Annotated in this window: 13 protein-coding genes; 9 read left to right on the top strand and 4 right to left on the bottom strand. The window is 41.7% G+C overall.

All coding sequences use genetic code 11. The features are described from left to right. Positions 1 to 164: 164 nt before the first annotated feature. Complete coding sequence (locus BRLA_RS21715) at positions 165 to 1169, top strand: ABC transporter substrate-binding protein (protein WP_003334181.1); 1005 nt, start codon at positions 165 to 167, stop codon at positions 1167 to 1169. A 62-nt stretch (positions 1170 to 1231) separates the two neighbouring features. Here the strand turns inward: BRLA_RS21715 and mutM are convergent, their stop codons facing one another. Next, positions 1232 to 2041: a bifunctional DNA-formamidopyrimidine glycosylase/DNA-(apurinic or apyrimidinic site) lyase gene (mutM, locus tag BRLA_RS21710; protein WP_003334182.1), complete on the bottom strand. Its 810-nt coding sequence runs from the start codon at positions 2039 to 2041 to the stop codon at positions 1232 to 1234. A 225-nt stretch (positions 2042 to 2266) separates the two neighbouring features. On the opposite strand from mutM, the gene BRLA_RS21705 reads away from it, so the two are divergent. Continuing rightward, positions 2267 to 3442, top strand: a complete 1176-nt coding sequence (locus BRLA_RS21705; protein ID WP_003334183.1) for a THUMP domain-containing class I SAM-dependent RNA methyltransferase — start codon at positions 2267 to 2269, stop codon at positions 3440 to 3442. 65 nt (positions 3443 to 3507) lie between these two features. Then, entirely contained in the window at positions 3508 to 6441 is a 2934-nt protein-coding gene (locus BRLA_RS21700; RefSeq protein WP_003334184.1) for a DUF4855 domain-containing protein, read from the top strand. 105 nt (positions 6442 to 6546) lie between these two features. On the opposite strand, the gene BRLA_RS21695 is transcribed toward BRLA_RS21700, so the two are convergent. Further along, entirely contained in the window at positions 6547 to 7791 is a 1245-nt protein-coding gene (locus BRLA_RS21695; protein ID WP_003334185.1) for an MDR family MFS transporter, read from the bottom strand. Between the two features lie 400 nt (positions 7792 to 8191). Then, positions 8192 to 8674, bottom strand: a complete 483-nt coding sequence (locus BRLA_RS21690) for a TspO/MBR family protein (protein WP_003334187.1) — start codon at positions 8672 to 8674, stop codon at positions 8192 to 8194. A 205-nt stretch (positions 8675 to 8879) separates the two neighbouring features. Here BRLA_RS21690 and BRLA_RS21685 point away from each other — a divergent pair, with 205 nt between their 5' ends. The 6 genes from BRLA_RS21685 to BRLA_RS21660 all read left to right on the top strand — a co-directional run bounded on the left by BRLA_RS21685 (position 8880) and on the right by BRLA_RS21660 (position 14169). After that, a complete protein-coding gene (locus tag BRLA_RS21685) occupies positions 8880 to 9992 on the top strand; it encodes an aminopeptidase (protein ID WP_003334188.1) in 1113 nt (370 codons plus the stop codon). Between the two features lie 208 nt (positions 9993 to 10200). Next, complete coding sequence (locus BRLA_RS21680; RefSeq protein ID WP_003334189.1) at positions 10201 to 11139, top strand: RluA family pseudouridine synthase; 939 nt, start codon at positions 10201 to 10203, stop codon at positions 11137 to 11139. A 52-nt stretch (positions 11140 to 11191) separates the two neighbouring features. Then, the gene (locus BRLA_RS21675; protein WP_003334191.1) at positions 11192 to 12490 is read left to right on the top strand and encodes an HD domain-containing protein; all 1299 of its coding nucleotides are present in this window, start codon (positions 11192 to 11194) and stop codon (positions 12488 to 12490) included. Next, positions 12483 to 12992 (top strand): YwgA family protein, encoded by a 510-nt coding sequence (locus tag BRLA_RS21670; protein WP_003334192.1) that lies wholly within the window; start codon positions 12483 to 12485, stop codon positions 12990 to 12992. Before BRLA_RS21675 ends, BRLA_RS21670 begins: the two co-directional genes overlap by 8 nt. Before the next feature lie 180 nt (positions 12993 to 13172). Then, positions 13173 to 13688, top strand: a complete 516-nt coding sequence (locus BRLA_RS21665) for a YwhD family protein (RefSeq protein ID WP_003334193.1) — start codon at positions 13173 to 13175, stop codon at positions 13686 to 13688. Between the two features lie 205 nt (positions 13689 to 13893). Further along, on the top strand, positions 13894 to 14169 hold the full coding sequence (locus BRLA_RS21660; protein ID WP_003334194.1) for a hypothetical protein: 276 nt from the start codon (positions 13894 to 13896) through the stop codon (positions 14167 to 14169). 149 nt (positions 14170 to 14318) lie between these two features. Here the strand turns inward: BRLA_RS21660 and BRLA_RS21655 are convergent, their stop codons facing one another. Further along, positions 14319 to 16361 carry a transglycosylase domain-containing protein gene (locus BRLA_RS21655; RefSeq protein ID WP_003334195.1) on the bottom strand — a complete coding sequence of 681 codons (2043 nt, stop codon included), beginning with the start codon at positions 16359 to 16361 and terminating at the stop codon, positions 14319 to 14321. Positions 16362 to 16547 lie beyond the last annotated feature (186 nt).

The raw sequence follows: 16547 nt of genomic DNA, 5'->3' as shown, positions 1-16547 counted from the left end.
CTCCTATTTTTTTGCATCAGATGACAGCTGTTCAACATAATCATTTTTTGAAAGTTCAAAACAGTAAAAGGAAATGTTTTCCCTTGTTGACACATTGTATTCTGGCATATACGATTATATCCGACATTGATAATCGTTATCAAGAGTTCTAGGGGGAACAACAGATGAAAATTTCACAAATCATGCATCATTCACGTCTCATGAAGATTGCTGCGCCTGTTTTGCTACTTATGATGCTTGTTGTAGGATGCGGTCAACAGCAGAATGCTACAACAGAAGCTAAGCCTAGTGAGACAAAGCAAGAGGGTACAGCTTATAAGGTGAAGCATGCAATGGGAGAAACGAATGTAAATGGAACTCCCCAACGTGTGGTAGTTTTGACACGTGAAGGTACAGAAGCTGTTCTCGAACTAGGGATTAAGCCAGTTGGTGCTGTACAATCTTGGGATAAAAAGGACCAACCCTTCTATGATCATATCAAAGCAGATATGGAGGGTGTAAAAGATGTCGGTGATGAGCTACAGCCTAATATTGAAGCAATTGCGGCTCTAAAACCCGATCTCATTCTTGGTGTAAAAATCCGTCATGAAAAGATTTATGATCAACTAAGTGCCGTTGCCCCAACTGTTTTAGCAGAAACATTGCGCGGTGAATGGAAAAACAACTTTAAATTGTATGCGGAAGCGTTACATAAGAAAGCAGAAGGCGATAAGGTAATTGCCGATTTTGATAAAAAGGTAGCAGACCTGCGTGCAAAAGCTGGGGATAAATTAAAAACAGAAGTATCTCTAGTTCGTTTTATGCCTGGCAAAACTCGCATTTACTACAGTCAAACCTTTGCAGGAATGCTATTGAATGAAGTAGGCTTTGCGCGACCAAAAGCACAGCAAAAAGATGATTTTGCAGCCGAAATTACCAAAGAACGCATGCCTGAATTAGATGGCGATATCTTGTTCTACTATACGTACAATAAAGGTGTAAAAGATGACAGTGGTAGCAAGCTAGAACAAGAATGGACAAATGATCCGTTATGGAAAAACCTTAAAGTATCAAAGAACAACAAAGTATTTAAAGTAGATGATGTCATCTGGAATATAGCAGGCGGTGTACGTGCAGCTAATCTGCTGTTAGATGAATTTGATAAGTATCTGGTAGAAGGTAAACAATAACATATTGTAAAAGAAAGAGGACTGATCCAGTAGCCTGAGAGGCTTATGATCAGTCCTCTTTTCTAATGCTGGCAGTTTGGGCAGTAAAATACCTTGCGGGAAGCTAAACGAGTCATGACGATAGGTGTCTGACAACGTAAACATGGCTCTTGAGGGCGGTCATAGACCAAGCAATGATGATTATATCCTCCGGTGAGACGATCACTCTTATAAAATCGGTACTCCATATAACCCCCTAGCTGTAAGGCGCGTGTCAATACCTCATGAAGTGCTTGGGATAATGCTTGAATATCTGCTTGCGATAATTCCTGACAATTTTTAAGAGGCAACTGCCTTGCTTGAAAGCAAATTTCATCAGAATAACAATTACCAATGCCTGCAATAACATGCTGATCGGTAAGGGCTTTTTTTAACACGGTTCGTTTCTTTTTCAACAGTTTGGCCAGAGTGGCTGCGGTAAATAACGGCATAAGCGGTTCGGGTCCAAGTGTAGCAAGCTGCTGAGAAATGCCTTCGTCTTTGTATATATGTAAGTAGCCGAGCCGCAGACCATGGAAAAAAAGCTTATGTTGATCAAAGCTCAGGGTAACCTGGGCCGTCCGATCCAATTTATCAGCATCGCTACCCCAGTACATAAATCCGGATAACATGAGGTGGAGCAACAGAACCTGGTTGTTGCTTAGATGAAATAATAGATACTTACCACGGCGCTGAACAGTTGTGATCGTTTGATTCAGCAGTGTCTGCTGGAAGTAAGTGACAGGACAATTGATGGTTTTCTCCCGTGTTACCTCGACATGTCGAATCGGTTTATCTAAGATGTAGCGATTTAACATGCCCCTATAATGCTCCATCTCTGGAAGTTCTGGCATAGAAGTTCCTCCTTTTACAAGAGTGGCAATACTAGATCTATAATCTCTGTTTACCTTCTCCATATCGTGAAGCCTTCAGCAGTAATAGTCTGTTTCAATTTCATAAGAAAAATGAGGAAGATAGGGAGAACCTTTCGTTTTTCGGGGAAAAATATACTATAATGAGACGAGTTGACTTCAAAATATCGAGTTCGTGAATAGATACATAAAGACAGGAGACTAAACATGAAACATCAAGTAGATTTGATCGCAACCGCTGCATTTGGCTTAGAAGCAGTAGTAGCGGAAGAAGTACGCGGGATGGGGTATGAGAATGTAACGGTAGAAAACGGAAAGGTTATGTTTCCTGCTGATATTTCGGATATTCCGCGTACAAATTTATGGCTGCGTACGGCAGATCGCATCCGATTGAAAATTGGTGAATTCAAAGCGACCAGCTTTGATGAATTATTTGAAAAAACAAAGGCATTGCCTTGGTCTGATTTTATTCCAGAGAATGGACACTTTCCTGTGGAGGGGAAATCAGTAAAGTCGGAGTTGTTTAGTGTATCTGATTGTCAGGCAATCGTAAAGAAAGCAGTTGTAGAAAGCTTAAAGGGAACCTACCATACTAGCTGGTTTAACGAAGATGGTCCTACTTTTAAAATTGAAGTGGCGTTATTAAAAGATATTGCGACGCTAACCATTGATACCAGTGGAGCAGGCTTACATAAACGTGGCTATCGTGATTGGATCGGGGCAGCTCCTATTAAGGAGACGATGGCAGCTTCGTTGATCATGCTTTCGCGTTGGAAGCCAGATCGTGTATTGATTGATCCGTTCTGTGGGTCTGGTACGATTCCGATTGAAGCCGCTATGATTGGCAGAAATATTGCTCCTGGTATGAACAGAGAATTCGTTTCGGAGAACTGGCCGATTATTCCGCGGACAACATGGCGTCAGGCGCGTGCTGAGACGCATGATTTGGCTCAATACGATCGGCAACTAGAAATTATAGGAACCGATATTGATGAAGAGGTTATTAAAATAGCGAGACGGAATGCAGAGGAAGCTGGAATAGATGACACGATCCACTTTCAACGCATGGATATGAGAGATTTACGTTCCAAAAAGAAATATGGCTACCTGATTTGCAATCCGCCATACGGAGAGCGTCTAAGCGACTATCGCACGGTAGAAAGATTGTATCGTGACATGGGGCAGGTATTTAGTAAGTTAGATACATGGTCTTCTTACGTGATTACCTCTGATGAAAATTTTGAGTCATATTTTGGCAAGAAAGCCAGCAAAAAACGCAAGCTATTTAATGGAAACATGCGTGTGGATTACTATCAATTCTTTGGGCCGCGTCCACCGCGTCCACGGGCTAATTCTGGGGATGTAACAGATCAAGAGAGATAAACGTCATATATAAGGTTGAATAGATAGAAAAGATTGATTCAGGTAAGGAGAGAGGTTGTTTTTTTATGTGGAAAAACGGTTTTACTCATAAGCTGATGAGTGTGGCAACAGCTACTGCCTTGTTATTGACCTCAGGCTTCATGACACCCCAAGCTTTTGCGGCAAAAGAGGGGAATGCTTCTATTCCGGCATCCTCTTCTGCTTATCTAGGGAATGGTGAGTTCCTTGATACGAAAGGTCACTATGCAGAAAAAGCAATTAAGCATCTTGCCAGCATGCAGGTTATTAATGGGGTGACGGCTACCGAATTTCGGCCAAATGCTCAAATATCCCGCCAGGATTTTATTGTACTATTGTCCCGTTCATTAGGAGTGCTGCCAAGCGAGCATGCAGAAAGCACATTCTCTGATCTTGCAAAAGATAGTGTGTATCAGGCATATGCTTCTACATTGGCTGATAATGGAATTATGAAAGGCAAAGCTGACGGTAGTATGGGAGGCAAAGAACCGCTTTCCCGTCAGGAGCTAGCTGTGCTGTTAGAGAGAGTTAATCAGCACCTTTCAATTGGAGCAAACGAGAAAAAAGCGAATCCTGCTACTTTTTTGGATGAAAAAAAGATAGCTGGCTTTGCACAAGAGGCAAGTTATGCAGCAGTTCGTCAAGGATGGCTGACGGCTTATAAAGGAGCATTTCAGCCTGATAAATTGGTAACGCGTGGCGATGCGGTTGTGTTAGTGGATCGCCTAGTAGAGCTTCGAAAAAAACAAGCTGATGGAAAAGGCTTTACTGTTAATCACTCTAGGATCAAGATCATGACTGGAATGACTGAACAAATCAAGGTCAAGCCTGAGGGAGATCAGCCACTGCCATTTACGCCGATTTTTGCTTTTGACGATAAAGCGCTAGGCCATATTTCTGCGGACGGTACATTCGTAGCGGGTACAGCAGCAGGTAAAGGAGTAATAACGGTAACGGTTGGTTATCAAAGCATCCAAATACCAGTAGAGGTAACAACTCATGGTGTAGCTGAGGATGAGAAAAAAGCGGAGAATCAAGCAAAAACAGACGAAGCCAAGACAAATCCTGCTGAATCTAAAGCTGATGATACGAAGCAAGCAGATGAAAAGAAACAAAACGTTGAGCAAAAATCATCAACGGACCAAGCTTCTTCCGAACAAAAAACACCAAGCCAGTCTGTAGCAACTGAGACAGATACTGTTAACAGCAATACAGCTAAGGAAAAGAAACAGGAACAAAAAGAGGAAGAGCCAGTAGAAGGCTGGATTAATTATGCCCGTAACAGTCAGGTAACCGTAAAATCACTCGATCCTGCTGACCCTTTATTTAATGAGTCAGAGAAGAAATACCCTGGTCCAGCTGGCGGATTGACCGATCCGGCAGATGTTTGGACAGGCTATCTTCGTCAAATGGGACGTGAAGTAACGCTTGATCTACATAAGGTACAGACGCTGGATATGGTAGAGCTTACCTTTAGACAAGAGAAAACAAGCGGGATTACATTGCCTTCCGAGCTAGAGGTGGAAGTATCGCGGGACGGTAAAATTTGGGGTTATGCGGGTAAAGCTACGCATGCTATTTCCCCTGGGGAATTACAAAAACTGGATCGCACCCTGCGCATTAGCTTACCGGAATTGGATGCACAGTATGTTCGAGTACGTTTTCCTGTAAAAGTGTTCACATTTGCTAAACAACTGAAAGTATATGGACATGAAGCAGAGCCTGCACGGGCTAAGCTCATCTCCTTTCCTTTAAGCAAAACAAGCACACCTATTGAAGATAATAAGGCAGATGACCGGGTAAAAGATATGCTATTGGTATACCATGGGGCATATGACGACCGTGGTAGCTGGTCGAAAGACGACTTTTTACCGATGGCGGGCTATATTGAGCCAGATGGTTCCATTCCTGATCAAATGTTTGATACCATGTTGTTCCTTCCGTTTCCGAACATGACGGAAACAAAGGCTGACTGGGAGAAGTATATGGACAATCTATTCGAACCGGGTCGCCAATTGGATGCCTTAAACTCAGCTATGTTTGAAATGAATAAACGACGTAATTCTCTTGTATTAAATACGAAGAAGGAAAAGGTGGTACTAACCTTGCCTTATCCTTCTCCAAAGGTGAGCGATTGGGGTAAGCTGGAGGAAAATGGGCCGTCTCTATCATTTGACCCTGCTAAGGTAGGGCAAGAGCAAGCCTATAAAAACCGCTTAGCAGCCATTACCTGGTACAAGGATAAGCTAATTAATCGTTGGTACCAATCAGAATATAAGTATTTGAAGCTAGAAGGAATCTACTGGTTCCAAGAGCTTGTAGATGACGCGGCACCGAAAGAACGCGAGTTGATTCGCAACGTTGCCGACATGGTTCATTACCATGGATTCCGTTTCTACTGGATTCCGTATTATGGCGCTCCAGGTTTAGAGGAATGGAAAAATCTTGGGTTTGATTATGCTTTCCTTCAGCCGAACTATTATCAGGCAAATGAAGTACCTATAGAACGGGTTCAGCTTACCTTAGATGTAGCTAATAAATATGGAATGGGTGTAGAGATCGAGGGAGACGAGAAATTCTTACGCGATATGCGTCTCTATCGTACCTACTACAATCAACTCATTGCCGGTCATAAAATCGGAATTGATAAGGACAAAATCCATGCGTATTATTTCGGTTCTAAAAATCTGTTGATGGCTTACCGCAGTAAGGAGCAGCAAGCCAGAAAGATTTATGATGATACGTACAAGTGGATGAAGGGCAAGTTTGATATGAAAGAATTCCTTGTTCCTGAGGTAGTGCCAACTCCTACTACGAAGCCAGAGGATCAAAAGCAAACAACGGGGGATGCAAATCCTGCTGCTAAGGATGAAGCTGGGGAAAAAGCTGATCAAAAGGCTGAGGATCAGAAAGCTGAATCTGAGAAACCAGTCAATGAGAAAACAACGGAAAATCATGATAAGGCTGAAACAAAAGAATAACGACATGTGTTGAAATGTAGACGCTGACAGGCCCCTGCCGCTCACGTAAGTTGAGAAGCAGGGGCCTGATTTTTTGAGCAAGGTTTTATAACAAAGCATTTAGGCCTAGACCGATTTTGCACGCCCCATTATGGTGAACATTTTTTGATAGCAAAGGATACTAAGAATTGTTACACCAAAAATAATTCCGAAAATGACTAGCGGACCAAACCAATTAGATAAAGTAACGAGCAGTGGTGCTAGGATGCGCCCAATCGTAAATTGTAGTGTGGAGGCACCCATATACTGCCCGCGTTGGTGTTCAGGGGCTAGTTTACTAACGAAGCCTAGAGCGATTGGAGTACGGATCAGCTCTCCAATTGTGAGAACAGCCATACAGAAGAGCAAGAACCAGATATTTTTACTAAAAGCCATCATGAAAAAGCCGATCCCACCCAGAAAAGATGCAATCACAAATGCTTTTTGATCGCTCCACGCACTAATCCAGCGTGTCATCGCTGCGGTTAGCGTCACTACCATGAATCCATTCAAGGCCATCATCCAGCCAAAAAAGGATGTTCCACCTAGAGAATAGGTCCAATCTCCCCACCATATCAACGGTTGATGTAACACATGTTCCTTTATATAAATCGCCATGTAAAGATCCATCTGGGAAAAAGCGATAAACACAAAGACCCCCGCTAGCAAGTAAAGAGAAAAAACCTTGTCACGAAAAATAACCTGAAAGGATTGCCATTCTTTTTTCCAACTGGGTGCTGAATCGACTACATCTGAGCTAGTTTGAGGTGCTGACGGCTTAGTCTCTTTTAAGACGAAAAAGTAGACAACAAATAGAATAGCAGTCACAATCATACAGGCTAGCATAAGCTCATTACGGTAATTTACAAAGAAAAAGGCTCCCAGCAAAGGGCCGATAACAACCCCTAAATTCATAGCTGTGTAAAACATGGCAAACACAAAATTGCGATCTTCCTCGTTGGTCAAATCTGCGATCATAGCTTCGCTAGCTGGTTGATACAAAGAGGCACTCAGATTCAGTCCGACAAAAGCAAGGTACATCATCCAAGGTGAAGAGGATAGAAAAAATAACAGGAACATGAGAACCTCAAACGCCACAGAAAATAGCATAACGGGACGACGCCCCAGTTTATCAGAAATACGACCACCAATTAAGCTTATGACAACACTAAGTAACGGGGGAATGATTAATAATACCCCAGCAGTACTCTTACCAAACGTTTCACTGAAAAACAGAGCCATGAAGGGTAAGAACATCCATAAAAAGATGGAAAATAAGGTTTCTCCGATCAGACGAACCTTTAAATTTACATCCCAAGATAGCCAGCTCATGCGCTGCACCTCCAACGTGTTTTCTGACTTACATACATGCTGGCTTCCTTCTTTCCCGTCTGAAAAAGAAGTGGTTTATGGTCCTGTTAGAATGTTACTGTTTATCAAAAAAGCGACTATATGCTGAAAAGCTTGCCGAACATACAAGCTTATCGCATAAATGCCGCTTCTTTCGTAAAGAAACGGGGCCGATAACCATAAATTCCATCAGTAAAGAAGAAAGCCGACCTCAATCAAGCATGACAAAAAGAATAGATTACCTTTTGTCTTTGCTGGATTAGATTAGATGGCTACAATTTTCTTTACTGATGAATTTCATTGGTTACATGCCCCTTTATTTTCGGTATTTTTTGATAAATGAAATTCTAACAGGTTTTATAAGGATGTGCAAGACAGGTTTCTAGAGATTGATTTGATAAATAACCCATGACATATACGTAGTTAGGCAGGACCAAACAAGATACGGAATAAGTAACAGTGCTGCCCAGCGAGAGTATTTGCCTGTGTACAATAGCAAGAGTAGGGTCGATATTGCGGTAGCCAGACAATCATAAAAGGCTAACGACAAATCCTTCTGAATAGACAGGATAAAGGTATAAGCTTGATTGATCACGTAGTTAATCACAAATAACAGATACCAAGAGTGGTTTAGGTTATCTAACCCAATGGTTTTTTGTAATACAACGACTGCAAGAGCAATCAGTGCGTATAATACAAACCATATGATAGCAATCAAGTTGCTTGAGGGAAGCCAATCAGGCTCTGCAAGGGTGTTATACCAGATTAGGTCACTTGGAAAAAGAATACCTGACAGCGAAAAAAGAGCTATTATGACGAGGAATAATATGATGGAGGATAATAGACTTGGCTTTTGCTGCGTCATGTAAAACTACCCCCTTTTCTTATAAGCTAGTACTTAGTTTATTATTGATTTTGTCGTCCATGCTTATTATTTCTGATTGCAAGATGAACATCATAGATGGACTAAGGCGTTTTGATAAAATATTTTTAATCAAAAACACAAAGAGAAGTGTCTATGCTACAATTTGTAATAAATCCCAATGGGAACGGACTGGAGGAGTCTCATCGTGCAAGATCCACGATTAAAAAAATTGGCTTATAATTTATTGCACTATTCTGTGGGTTTGAAGGAAAAGGAAGTTTTAAATATTGAAGTCCGTGGAAACGGGCATGATCTAGCTCGGGAGCTGATAAAAGAGGCATATGCTATCGGCGCCTATCCTTATGTGGAGATAATGGATACACGTATTCAACGGGAGTTAATGATGAATGCTAGTGCCGAGCGGGCAGAATATCTAAGAAAATGGTCTGAAGAACGCATCAAGGATCAGCATGCAACCATCATTATTAACGGGGTTGATAATGACAGCGAAATGTCTGATGTGCCAAATGATAAGCGTCAGGAGCATTACAGGGTGCTAAAGCCACTTAGTGATTACATGATCGCTAATACTCGTTGGGTTCTGCTTAATTATCCTACACCCTCTATGGCGCAAAATGCGAATATGTCGACTGAGGCATTTGAAGATTTCTTCTTTGATGTCTGTATAACAGATTACCGAAAGATGCATGATGCATTTCTGCCCCTGCAACAACTGATGAATAAGACGGATAAAGTACGATTAGTCGGGCCAGGAACCGATTTGACCTTTTCCATCAAAGGAATTCCAAACGTGATTTGTGCGGGAGAAAATAATATTCCAGATGGAGAGATTTTCACTGCTCCTGTGCGTGATTCGGTCAACGGTGTACTTACTCACAATGCGACGACACAATATATGGGGACTAAATTTGAGAATATTACCTTGCGTTTTGAGAATGGAAAGATTGTAGAAGCGACCTCAAATAATACCAAGAAGCTCAATGAAATTCTTGATACTGACGAAGGAGCTCGCTATATTGGAGAATTTGCCATCGGTGTAAATCCGTATGTGCTGCATCCGATGAATGATATTTTATTTGACGAGAAAATCGCAGGTAGCTTCCACTTTACTCCGGGTCAGGCCTATGAAGATGCTGATAATGGCAATCGAAGCATCGTGCATTGGGATATGGTAACCATTCAACGTCCGGAATACGGTGGCGGTGAAATTTGGTTTGATGATGTGTTAATCCGTAAAGATGGACTATTTGTGCTGGATACATTACAAGGTCTTAATCCAGATGCTTTAAAATCCTAAGCCAATCAAAAGAGCGAAAGAAACCCATATTCAAGATAGAGCACGAAAAAAAGTCTGGTGATGCCAGGCTTTTTTGCTTGAGATGAATGGAGATAACCTATATCAATATTCCCTTGATAGAACCAGCTTCTCGTCTCTAAAGTGGCATCCGATCTCGCTTTTCGTTACAATGAAGCGTAGAAACTGTAGAACGGAGAAAAAACTAGCTATGACAATGAAAAGATGGTTGGATCACACTGTAGACGATCAGGAAAAAGGAATGACTGTGGAGGAGATCGTACGACAAAAAATGTCGGTCTCTGGACGTATGCTGCAACGTCTGACACGGAGTAAAGGAATACTGGTAAATCGCAAGGTCCCTTTTCTTAAAAGGCAGGTCAAGGCTGGAGATGTGATTTCTGTACGCATTGTTGATGATAAACGCGAGCAGGAAGCGTTAGTCATGTTACCGCCAGCGCCATTTGAAATTCAATTGGAAGTTTTGTATGAGGACGAGTATTTTATTGTTGTCAATAAACCAACAGGTATGACTACGCATCCTATTCGTGAGGATCAGCATGATACTTTATTAAACCAACTTGTACTTTATTGGCATAAACAAGGCAAGTCGATTATGCCACATACCGTTCATCGCCTAGATCGCGAGACTTCAGGCACTATTTTAATCGCGAAGAGTTCCTATGCTCATCAGCTAGCAGATAAGCTGATAAGGGAGGGAAGTATAGAGCGGAATTACGTTGCTTTCGTAACTGGTCGCATGCAACCAGAATCGGGAACAATAGCAGAACCGATCAAGCGCGATCCTATGCATAAAGTAAAGCGTCAGGTACATCCAAAGGGTGAAGAAGCGGTTACTCATTACAAGGTGTTGGCTTCAAATGACGAGGTTAGCTTAGTCGATATTACATTGGACACAGGGAGAACCCACCAAATCCGTGTGCATTTTGAATACATGGGACATCCATTGGTTGGGGATACCCTGTACCGAGGTTCTCGAATGGGCTTTTCCAATCAAGCGTTGCATGCCTATCAGCTTTGTTTTAAGCATCCAGTGACAGAAGAGCTCCTTGAGATTAAGGCACCTATGCCATCAAAGATGAAGCGCTTTGTGGAGGATAGGTTTTTTCTCCCAAATTTTATGCTATAAAGATGATGCATGTGCAAAATAAATACAATGGGGAAGGGTGGAGGTGTAGAGCATGGTAGTGCAGAGGCTATTAGATGAGGAAAAGGTGTTTAAAGACCCTGTTCATCGCTATGTGCATGTCAGGGAGAAGGTCATTTGGGAGCTAATTGATTCACCAGAATTCCAACGACTAAGACGTATCAGACAGCTTGGGACAAGTTATTTTACCTTCCATGGCGGTGAGCATAGCCGATTCAATCACTCGCTGGGCGTCTATGAAATTATGAGACGCATCCTAGAGACCTTCGAGGGTAGAGTTAATCTTCCTTACGAAGAAAAGCTCCTGTGCCTTTGTGCGGCTTTACTGCACGATGTTGGACATGGTCCTTTTTCACACTCCTTTGAAAAGGTATTTCGGTTTGACCATGAGGAATGGACGAGAAAAATCATTATGGGCAGGACAGGCATTAATCAAATTTTACGTACGGTTAGCGAGACCTTTCCTAGAAAGGTTGCGGAGGTGATCGCAAAAACGTATGAGAATAAACTGATTGTCTCCCTTATTTCCAGTCAGATAGATGCAGACCGAATGGATTATTTGTTGCGAGATGCTTATTATACCGGAGTTAATTACGGTAATTTTGACATAGAGCGCATTCTGCGTGTAATGCGACCCTCTGAGGATGGAGTAGTGATTAAAGCGAGTGGGATGCATGCAGTGGAAGACTATATCATGTCACGCTATCAAATGTACTGGCAGGTGTATTTTCACCCGGTGACGCGGAGTGCAGAGGTTGTTCTACATAAAATTTTCAAACGTGCGAAGGAATTATTCCAGCGCGATTACCGTTTTCAATTAGAGCCGACACATTTCCTGCCGTTTTTCTGTGATCGTATCCAATTGAAGGACTATCTGATGCTGGATGAATCTATTGTTTATTTCTACATGCATCAGTGGCGAAATGAGCGAGATTCTATATTATCTGATTTGTGTTCACGATTTTTAGACAGGAATCTTCTGCAATACGTCGAATATAATCCTAGAAATTTCCGAACGGAATATGAGATCAGGGAATTGTTTCAAGAAGCGGGAATTGATCCCGACTATTATGTAGAAGTTGATTCTACATCCGATTTGCCCTATGATTATTATCGCCCTGGGAAAGAACAAGAACGGATTTCTATTATGTTAGTCAAACCAAACGGTGAGCAAGCGGAATTATCAACGATGTCAGAGATTGTAGAAGCGGTTTGTGGGAAGCGGAGATTTGATTATAAGCTTTATTATCCTGCTGATCTGATAGAATCGCTGCCTGCTGAACTTGCCCAAAAGATTAAAGAACGACTAGGAGTAGTGATGTCGGATGCATAGAGGGCACGCCAAAATAATGCGGCTAGTGGAGGTCCTTGGTGAAGTAACAGGAAGAAAGAAACTGCAAAAAATGGTGTATATCTCTAAAAAAATGCAGGTGGATTTTGAGGAAAGATTTGAGTTTCATATGTTCGGGCCTTATTCCGAAGAACTGACATTGCGCGTAGATGAGTTGTGTAGCTTTGGGCTGTTGAACGAACAACATGAAAGCAAGGGAGCGATCGAAGTATATCGTTACTCCTTAAACGAATTGGGAAAGGATTTTTTGCGTTATCATGATGTAGACCTAGGGGTAGGAGAGCGTCTGATTAAACGTTTAAATGAAGAAAATTCCCGTTTTCTTGAATTGGTGTCCACCATTCTTTATTTTGAGCACTTATCCTATGAGGAAATGCTGGTTAAAGTCTTTACATTAAAAAGCAAACAGCGCTATACAGAAGAGGAAGTACAAAAGGGACTTGCTTTTCTCGACGAATGCAAACAAATTAGCTTGCAGCATTAAAGGGTATAGCATTCTGGAGTCTGCTAGTATGACCATCTCGTTTACGCTTATGTGTGAACGAGATTTTTTTGTCCCACATCATCTATTTCACTAGATGTTATCCATGCGCCCCAAAAATTGCACGAGTATAAGTTTTCAGGGTAGAATAGACAGAAGATCTTTTTAGGGGTTGGTGATAACATGAATTTATTTGATAATAAAAAAAATAACGGCTTTACCATTGTGAGTAAAAAGACAGATGTTCATGGCGGATTTGGTCAAGGAGTGCTTGATTTAAGTCATGTTTCCTCTGTTATTATTGATGTTGAAGAAAATTATGCCTACATTGACATGGGAGCGTTGCATGCCAAGAGTGCTGTTGAACGAGGCATTAAATTTTCTACGAATAAGGAAGATGTTCCAAACGGAAAGCCGTACTGGCTTGTTTGGGTTACCATCGACCGCAAAGAAGAGGGACCTTACTATGCAGGTGTAACTGCTTGTTATATGGAGATTGACCGTGAAGCCCGCCGTGGATACAAGCTATTGGTAGATCACGTTAACCGTATGGATGCTGCTATGAAGCGCAAAATCATGATAAGTGAGCTAGGAGAAGTCGAAAAAGCAGCATTGCGCAAATTACTGATGGAACACAATGCAGACATGTGGGCAAACTCTGCTGAAGAACTTAAGCAGGGCTTAGAAACACAAGCATAGTTTGTACATGGGCGCTAGTTGAAAATCTGGTTTTTATTAGGAAAAAATGAACGCTGTGTGAACAACTAGCAAAAGAATTGTACGAAGAAACCAAAAAAGAGTAAACTTAGATTTGTATATAAAAAGCACTAGGTCAGCAAACAGGGAGCGACATTATGTCACTCCCTGTTTGTCTTAATTTGCAGGTTATGAATTAGCATTAGGGATGCACACTAAGAAGGCATATCAATACTTTATCTTCTCAGAGGGGGAGAATGCCTTGGATCATCAGAATGATCATTTTGTCAAACATGGTGGAGTGCATTTCCGCAATAATGTACCACCGCAAGAGATTAATAAATTTATTAATAGGCTACCGGCAGGAAAGCGAGAAAGTCTTTTTGAAGTGCTGGATAAATTGGAAAAAAACGGGCTTATCACGGTTTATAACGACCACGTTTTTACTGATGGAAATGGTGTTATTGGCGGCGGGGAGCAATAAGATAACGAAATAGAAATATGTCAAAGCCAGGCGCAGATATGATTTCCAGCGTAATAACAAGCTGCATGAATGAACAAAAAGCGCAAGAAAAAAGGGGTACCTAATCACAATAGTGATCTACGGTAGCCCTTTTTCATAAAGCTGACATGTTATCTGCCCCATAATTTGTTCCACAACGATTTCTTTTCTTTTTCAGGTGGTTTGGCATCGGGTATTGCTTGCTCAGGAATATGCTCGGAACAGTAATCCTGAGGCTCTGTTCCCGCCTTAAAATACATAACTTGCGCATGCGGGCAGTTCTGGGTAGCCAATTTTTTGGTGACTGGGTCGATGTAAACTGATACGACACCGGTAGGAGCATTAAATTGGCTAGGGGGTTGATTATCGAGAGCACTTTCCATGAATTCCGCCCAAAGCGGAGCCGCTAGACGGGCATCCTTAATCGGGTCAATCTTCTTCCCTTCATCATAGCCTGTCCAAACGCTGGTTACGAGCTGGGGTGTAAATCCGCCTATCCAGGAGTCATAGTCAGTGGAGCCTGTTTTCCCAGCAACGGGACGGTTTAATTGGCCTGCAACACGGTGAGCTGTGCCGCGCGTATCGCTAAAAACAGTCTGCATCATCTGATTTAACACATATGAGCTACTCGGATCTGCTACAGGGACATGGGCAGAGGAATCCTCAGCTAAAATGGCACCTGTATTATCCATAATTTTTAAAATCGCTACTGGTGTAATGTACGACCCATTATTTGCGATGGTACTGTAAGCTGCTGTTAATTCCAAAGGGGAGATAGGCGATGTTCCCAAAGCTAGAGAAGGTACAGCCTGTAGAGGGCTAGTTATCCCTAATTTTTTGGCTTCATCTACTATTTTTTGTGGTGTTAATTGGTTAATTGTTTTAACAGCATAAATATTATCTGATGTAGCGATGGCTTCTTGCATCGTAATAAAGGTATTCGTAAATTTATTACCATAATTACTAGGAACGTATTCCTTTCCATTTTCGTAAGTGAAGACAGTTGGCTCGCTTTTCATCAACGTTAAAGGAGTAAACCCATTATCTAAAGCTGATAAATACATAATTGGTTTAAAGGTAGAACCAGGCTGTCGTTTGCTCAATACACGATTGAATTGGCTTTTTTTATAATCGCGGCCACCTACCAGTGCCTTAATGAAGCCCGTTTTAGGATCAATGGCTACTAGGGCTATCTGTAATTCTTGATTATTTTTAGGCATGTGTTTACGAATAGCTTCTTCCGCTTTCTTTTGGATTGCAACGTCTAAGGTGGTGTAAATTTTTAATCCGCCGTTCTGAACAGCCTCTTCACTGATTCCATACTTATCCTTGGCTAAAGTGAGAATATAGTCCCGAAAATATGGGGCTATCGAAGCTTTTTGTACTTCCTTAGGTGAACGAAATGTTAATTTCTGCTCGTAAGCCTCCCGCATTTGTTTTTCGGAAATGTAACCGTCACGGTGCATAGCCGCTAGGATTAATTTTTGACGCTTTTTCGCATTATCAAAATTCGTAATCGGGGAATAATAGGTAGGCCCCTTTGGAATTCCTGCTAGCATAGAGCTTTCTGCAAGCGTTAAATCCTTCGCTTTTTTGCCAAAATAGGTTCCCGCGGCGGCCTCTGCACCATAGGCAGAATGTCCATAATAGATTTGATTCATGTACATTGCTAAAATTTCATCTTTTGTGTAATTAAGCTCTAGCTGTAGGGTGAGTAAGGCTTCTTTTGCCTTGCGAGTCCAGGTTTTCTCATGACTCAAATACAGATTGCGAGCTAGCTGCTGTGTAATCGTGCTGGCCCCTTGAGCTTTGTTCATTTCGACAATGTTGACGTAAGCTGCTTTTGCAGTCCGTTTTAGATCAATGCCCATATGCTGATAAAAGTAACGATCCTCGATGGAAAGAGTAGCTTGCACTAAATAAGGGGAAACATTGTCGAGTGTGACGACATAACGATTTTCTCCTCTGTGAATACTATCTATAACTTCTCCGTTGCCTGCGTAGATGGTTGAAGTTTGATGAATAACTGTGGCGGGCATTGGCTGAGAACGTAAATATAAGACCAGAAATAGGATGGATAATGCAGCCGCCAGCATAGTCAGACCTAGAATTTTTATAAAAAGCCTGACCCGCCTAAGCCAACGAAGTAAGGGATGCTCGCGGATGACTTCCATGAAAGACACGTCCTTTCTGCATAGTTTGGTAATACTAGGAAAAATCCTAATAGATAGTATAGGTAAATCAGCATATTTTCATACTATATAAAGCCGGTATCACCTGTTCCGTTAAGGTTTTGCACATCACTGGTAGTCCTTTTACAAATAGGCGATCTGTTCTGAAAAAGCAGTGAAGTAAGAAAA

Source organism: Brevibacillus laterosporus LMG 15441 (assembly GCF_000219535.2).
GTDB classification, from domain to species: domain Bacteria; phylum Bacillota; class Bacilli; order Brevibacillales; family Brevibacillaceae; genus Brevibacillus_B; species Brevibacillus_B halotolerans.
This window is presented reverse-complemented; position numbering and strand designations above follow the sequence as displayed.

What these genes read in the sequence shown, in the direction of transcription:
- BRLA_RS21715 (WP_003334181.1), top strand. Translation starts at nt 165, where the DNA reads ATGAAAATTTCACAAATCATGCATCATTCACGTCTCATGAAGATTGCT.
- mutM (WP_003334182.1), bottom strand. Translation starts at nt 2,041, where the DNA reads ATGCCAGAACTTCCAGAGATGGAGCATTATAGGGGCATGTTAAATCGC.
- BRLA_RS21705 (WP_003334183.1), top strand. Translation starts at nt 2,267, where the DNA reads ATGAAACATCAAGTAGATTTGATCGCAACCGCTGCATTTGGCTTAGAA.
- BRLA_RS21700 (WP_003334184.1), top strand. Translation starts at nt 3,508, where the DNA reads ATGTGGAAAAACGGTTTTACTCATAAGCTGATGAGTGTGGCAACAGCT.
- BRLA_RS21695 (WP_003334185.1), bottom strand. Translation starts at nt 7,791, where the DNA reads ATGAGCTGGCTATCTTGGGATGTAAATTTAAAGGTTCGTCTGATCGGA.
- BRLA_RS21690 (WP_003334187.1), bottom strand. Translation starts at nt 8,674, where the DNA reads ATGACGCAGCAAAAGCCAAGTCTATTATCCTCCATCATATTATTCCTC.
- BRLA_RS21680 (WP_003334189.1), top strand. Translation starts at nt 10,201, where the DNA reads ATGACAATGAAAAGATGGTTGGATCACACTGTAGACGATCAGGAAAAA.
- BRLA_RS21675 (WP_003334191.1), top strand. Translation starts at nt 11,192, where the DNA reads ATGGTAGTGCAGAGGCTATTAGATGAGGAAAAGGTGTTTAAAGACCCT.
- BRLA_RS21670 (WP_003334192.1), top strand. Translation starts at nt 12,483, where the DNA reads ATGCATAGAGGGCACGCCAAAATAATGCGGCTAGTGGAGGTCCTTGGT.
- BRLA_RS21665 (WP_003334193.1), top strand. Translation starts at nt 13,173, where the DNA reads ATGAATTTATTTGATAATAAAAAAAATAACGGCTTTACCATTGTGAGT.
- BRLA_RS21660 (WP_003334194.1), top strand. Translation starts at nt 13,894, where the DNA reads ATGCACACTAAGAAGGCATATCAATACTTTATCTTCTCAGAGGGGGAG.
- BRLA_RS21655 (WP_003334195.1), bottom strand. Translation starts at nt 16,361, where the DNA reads ATGGAAGTCATCCGCGAGCATCCCTTACTTCGTTGGCTTAGGCGGGTC.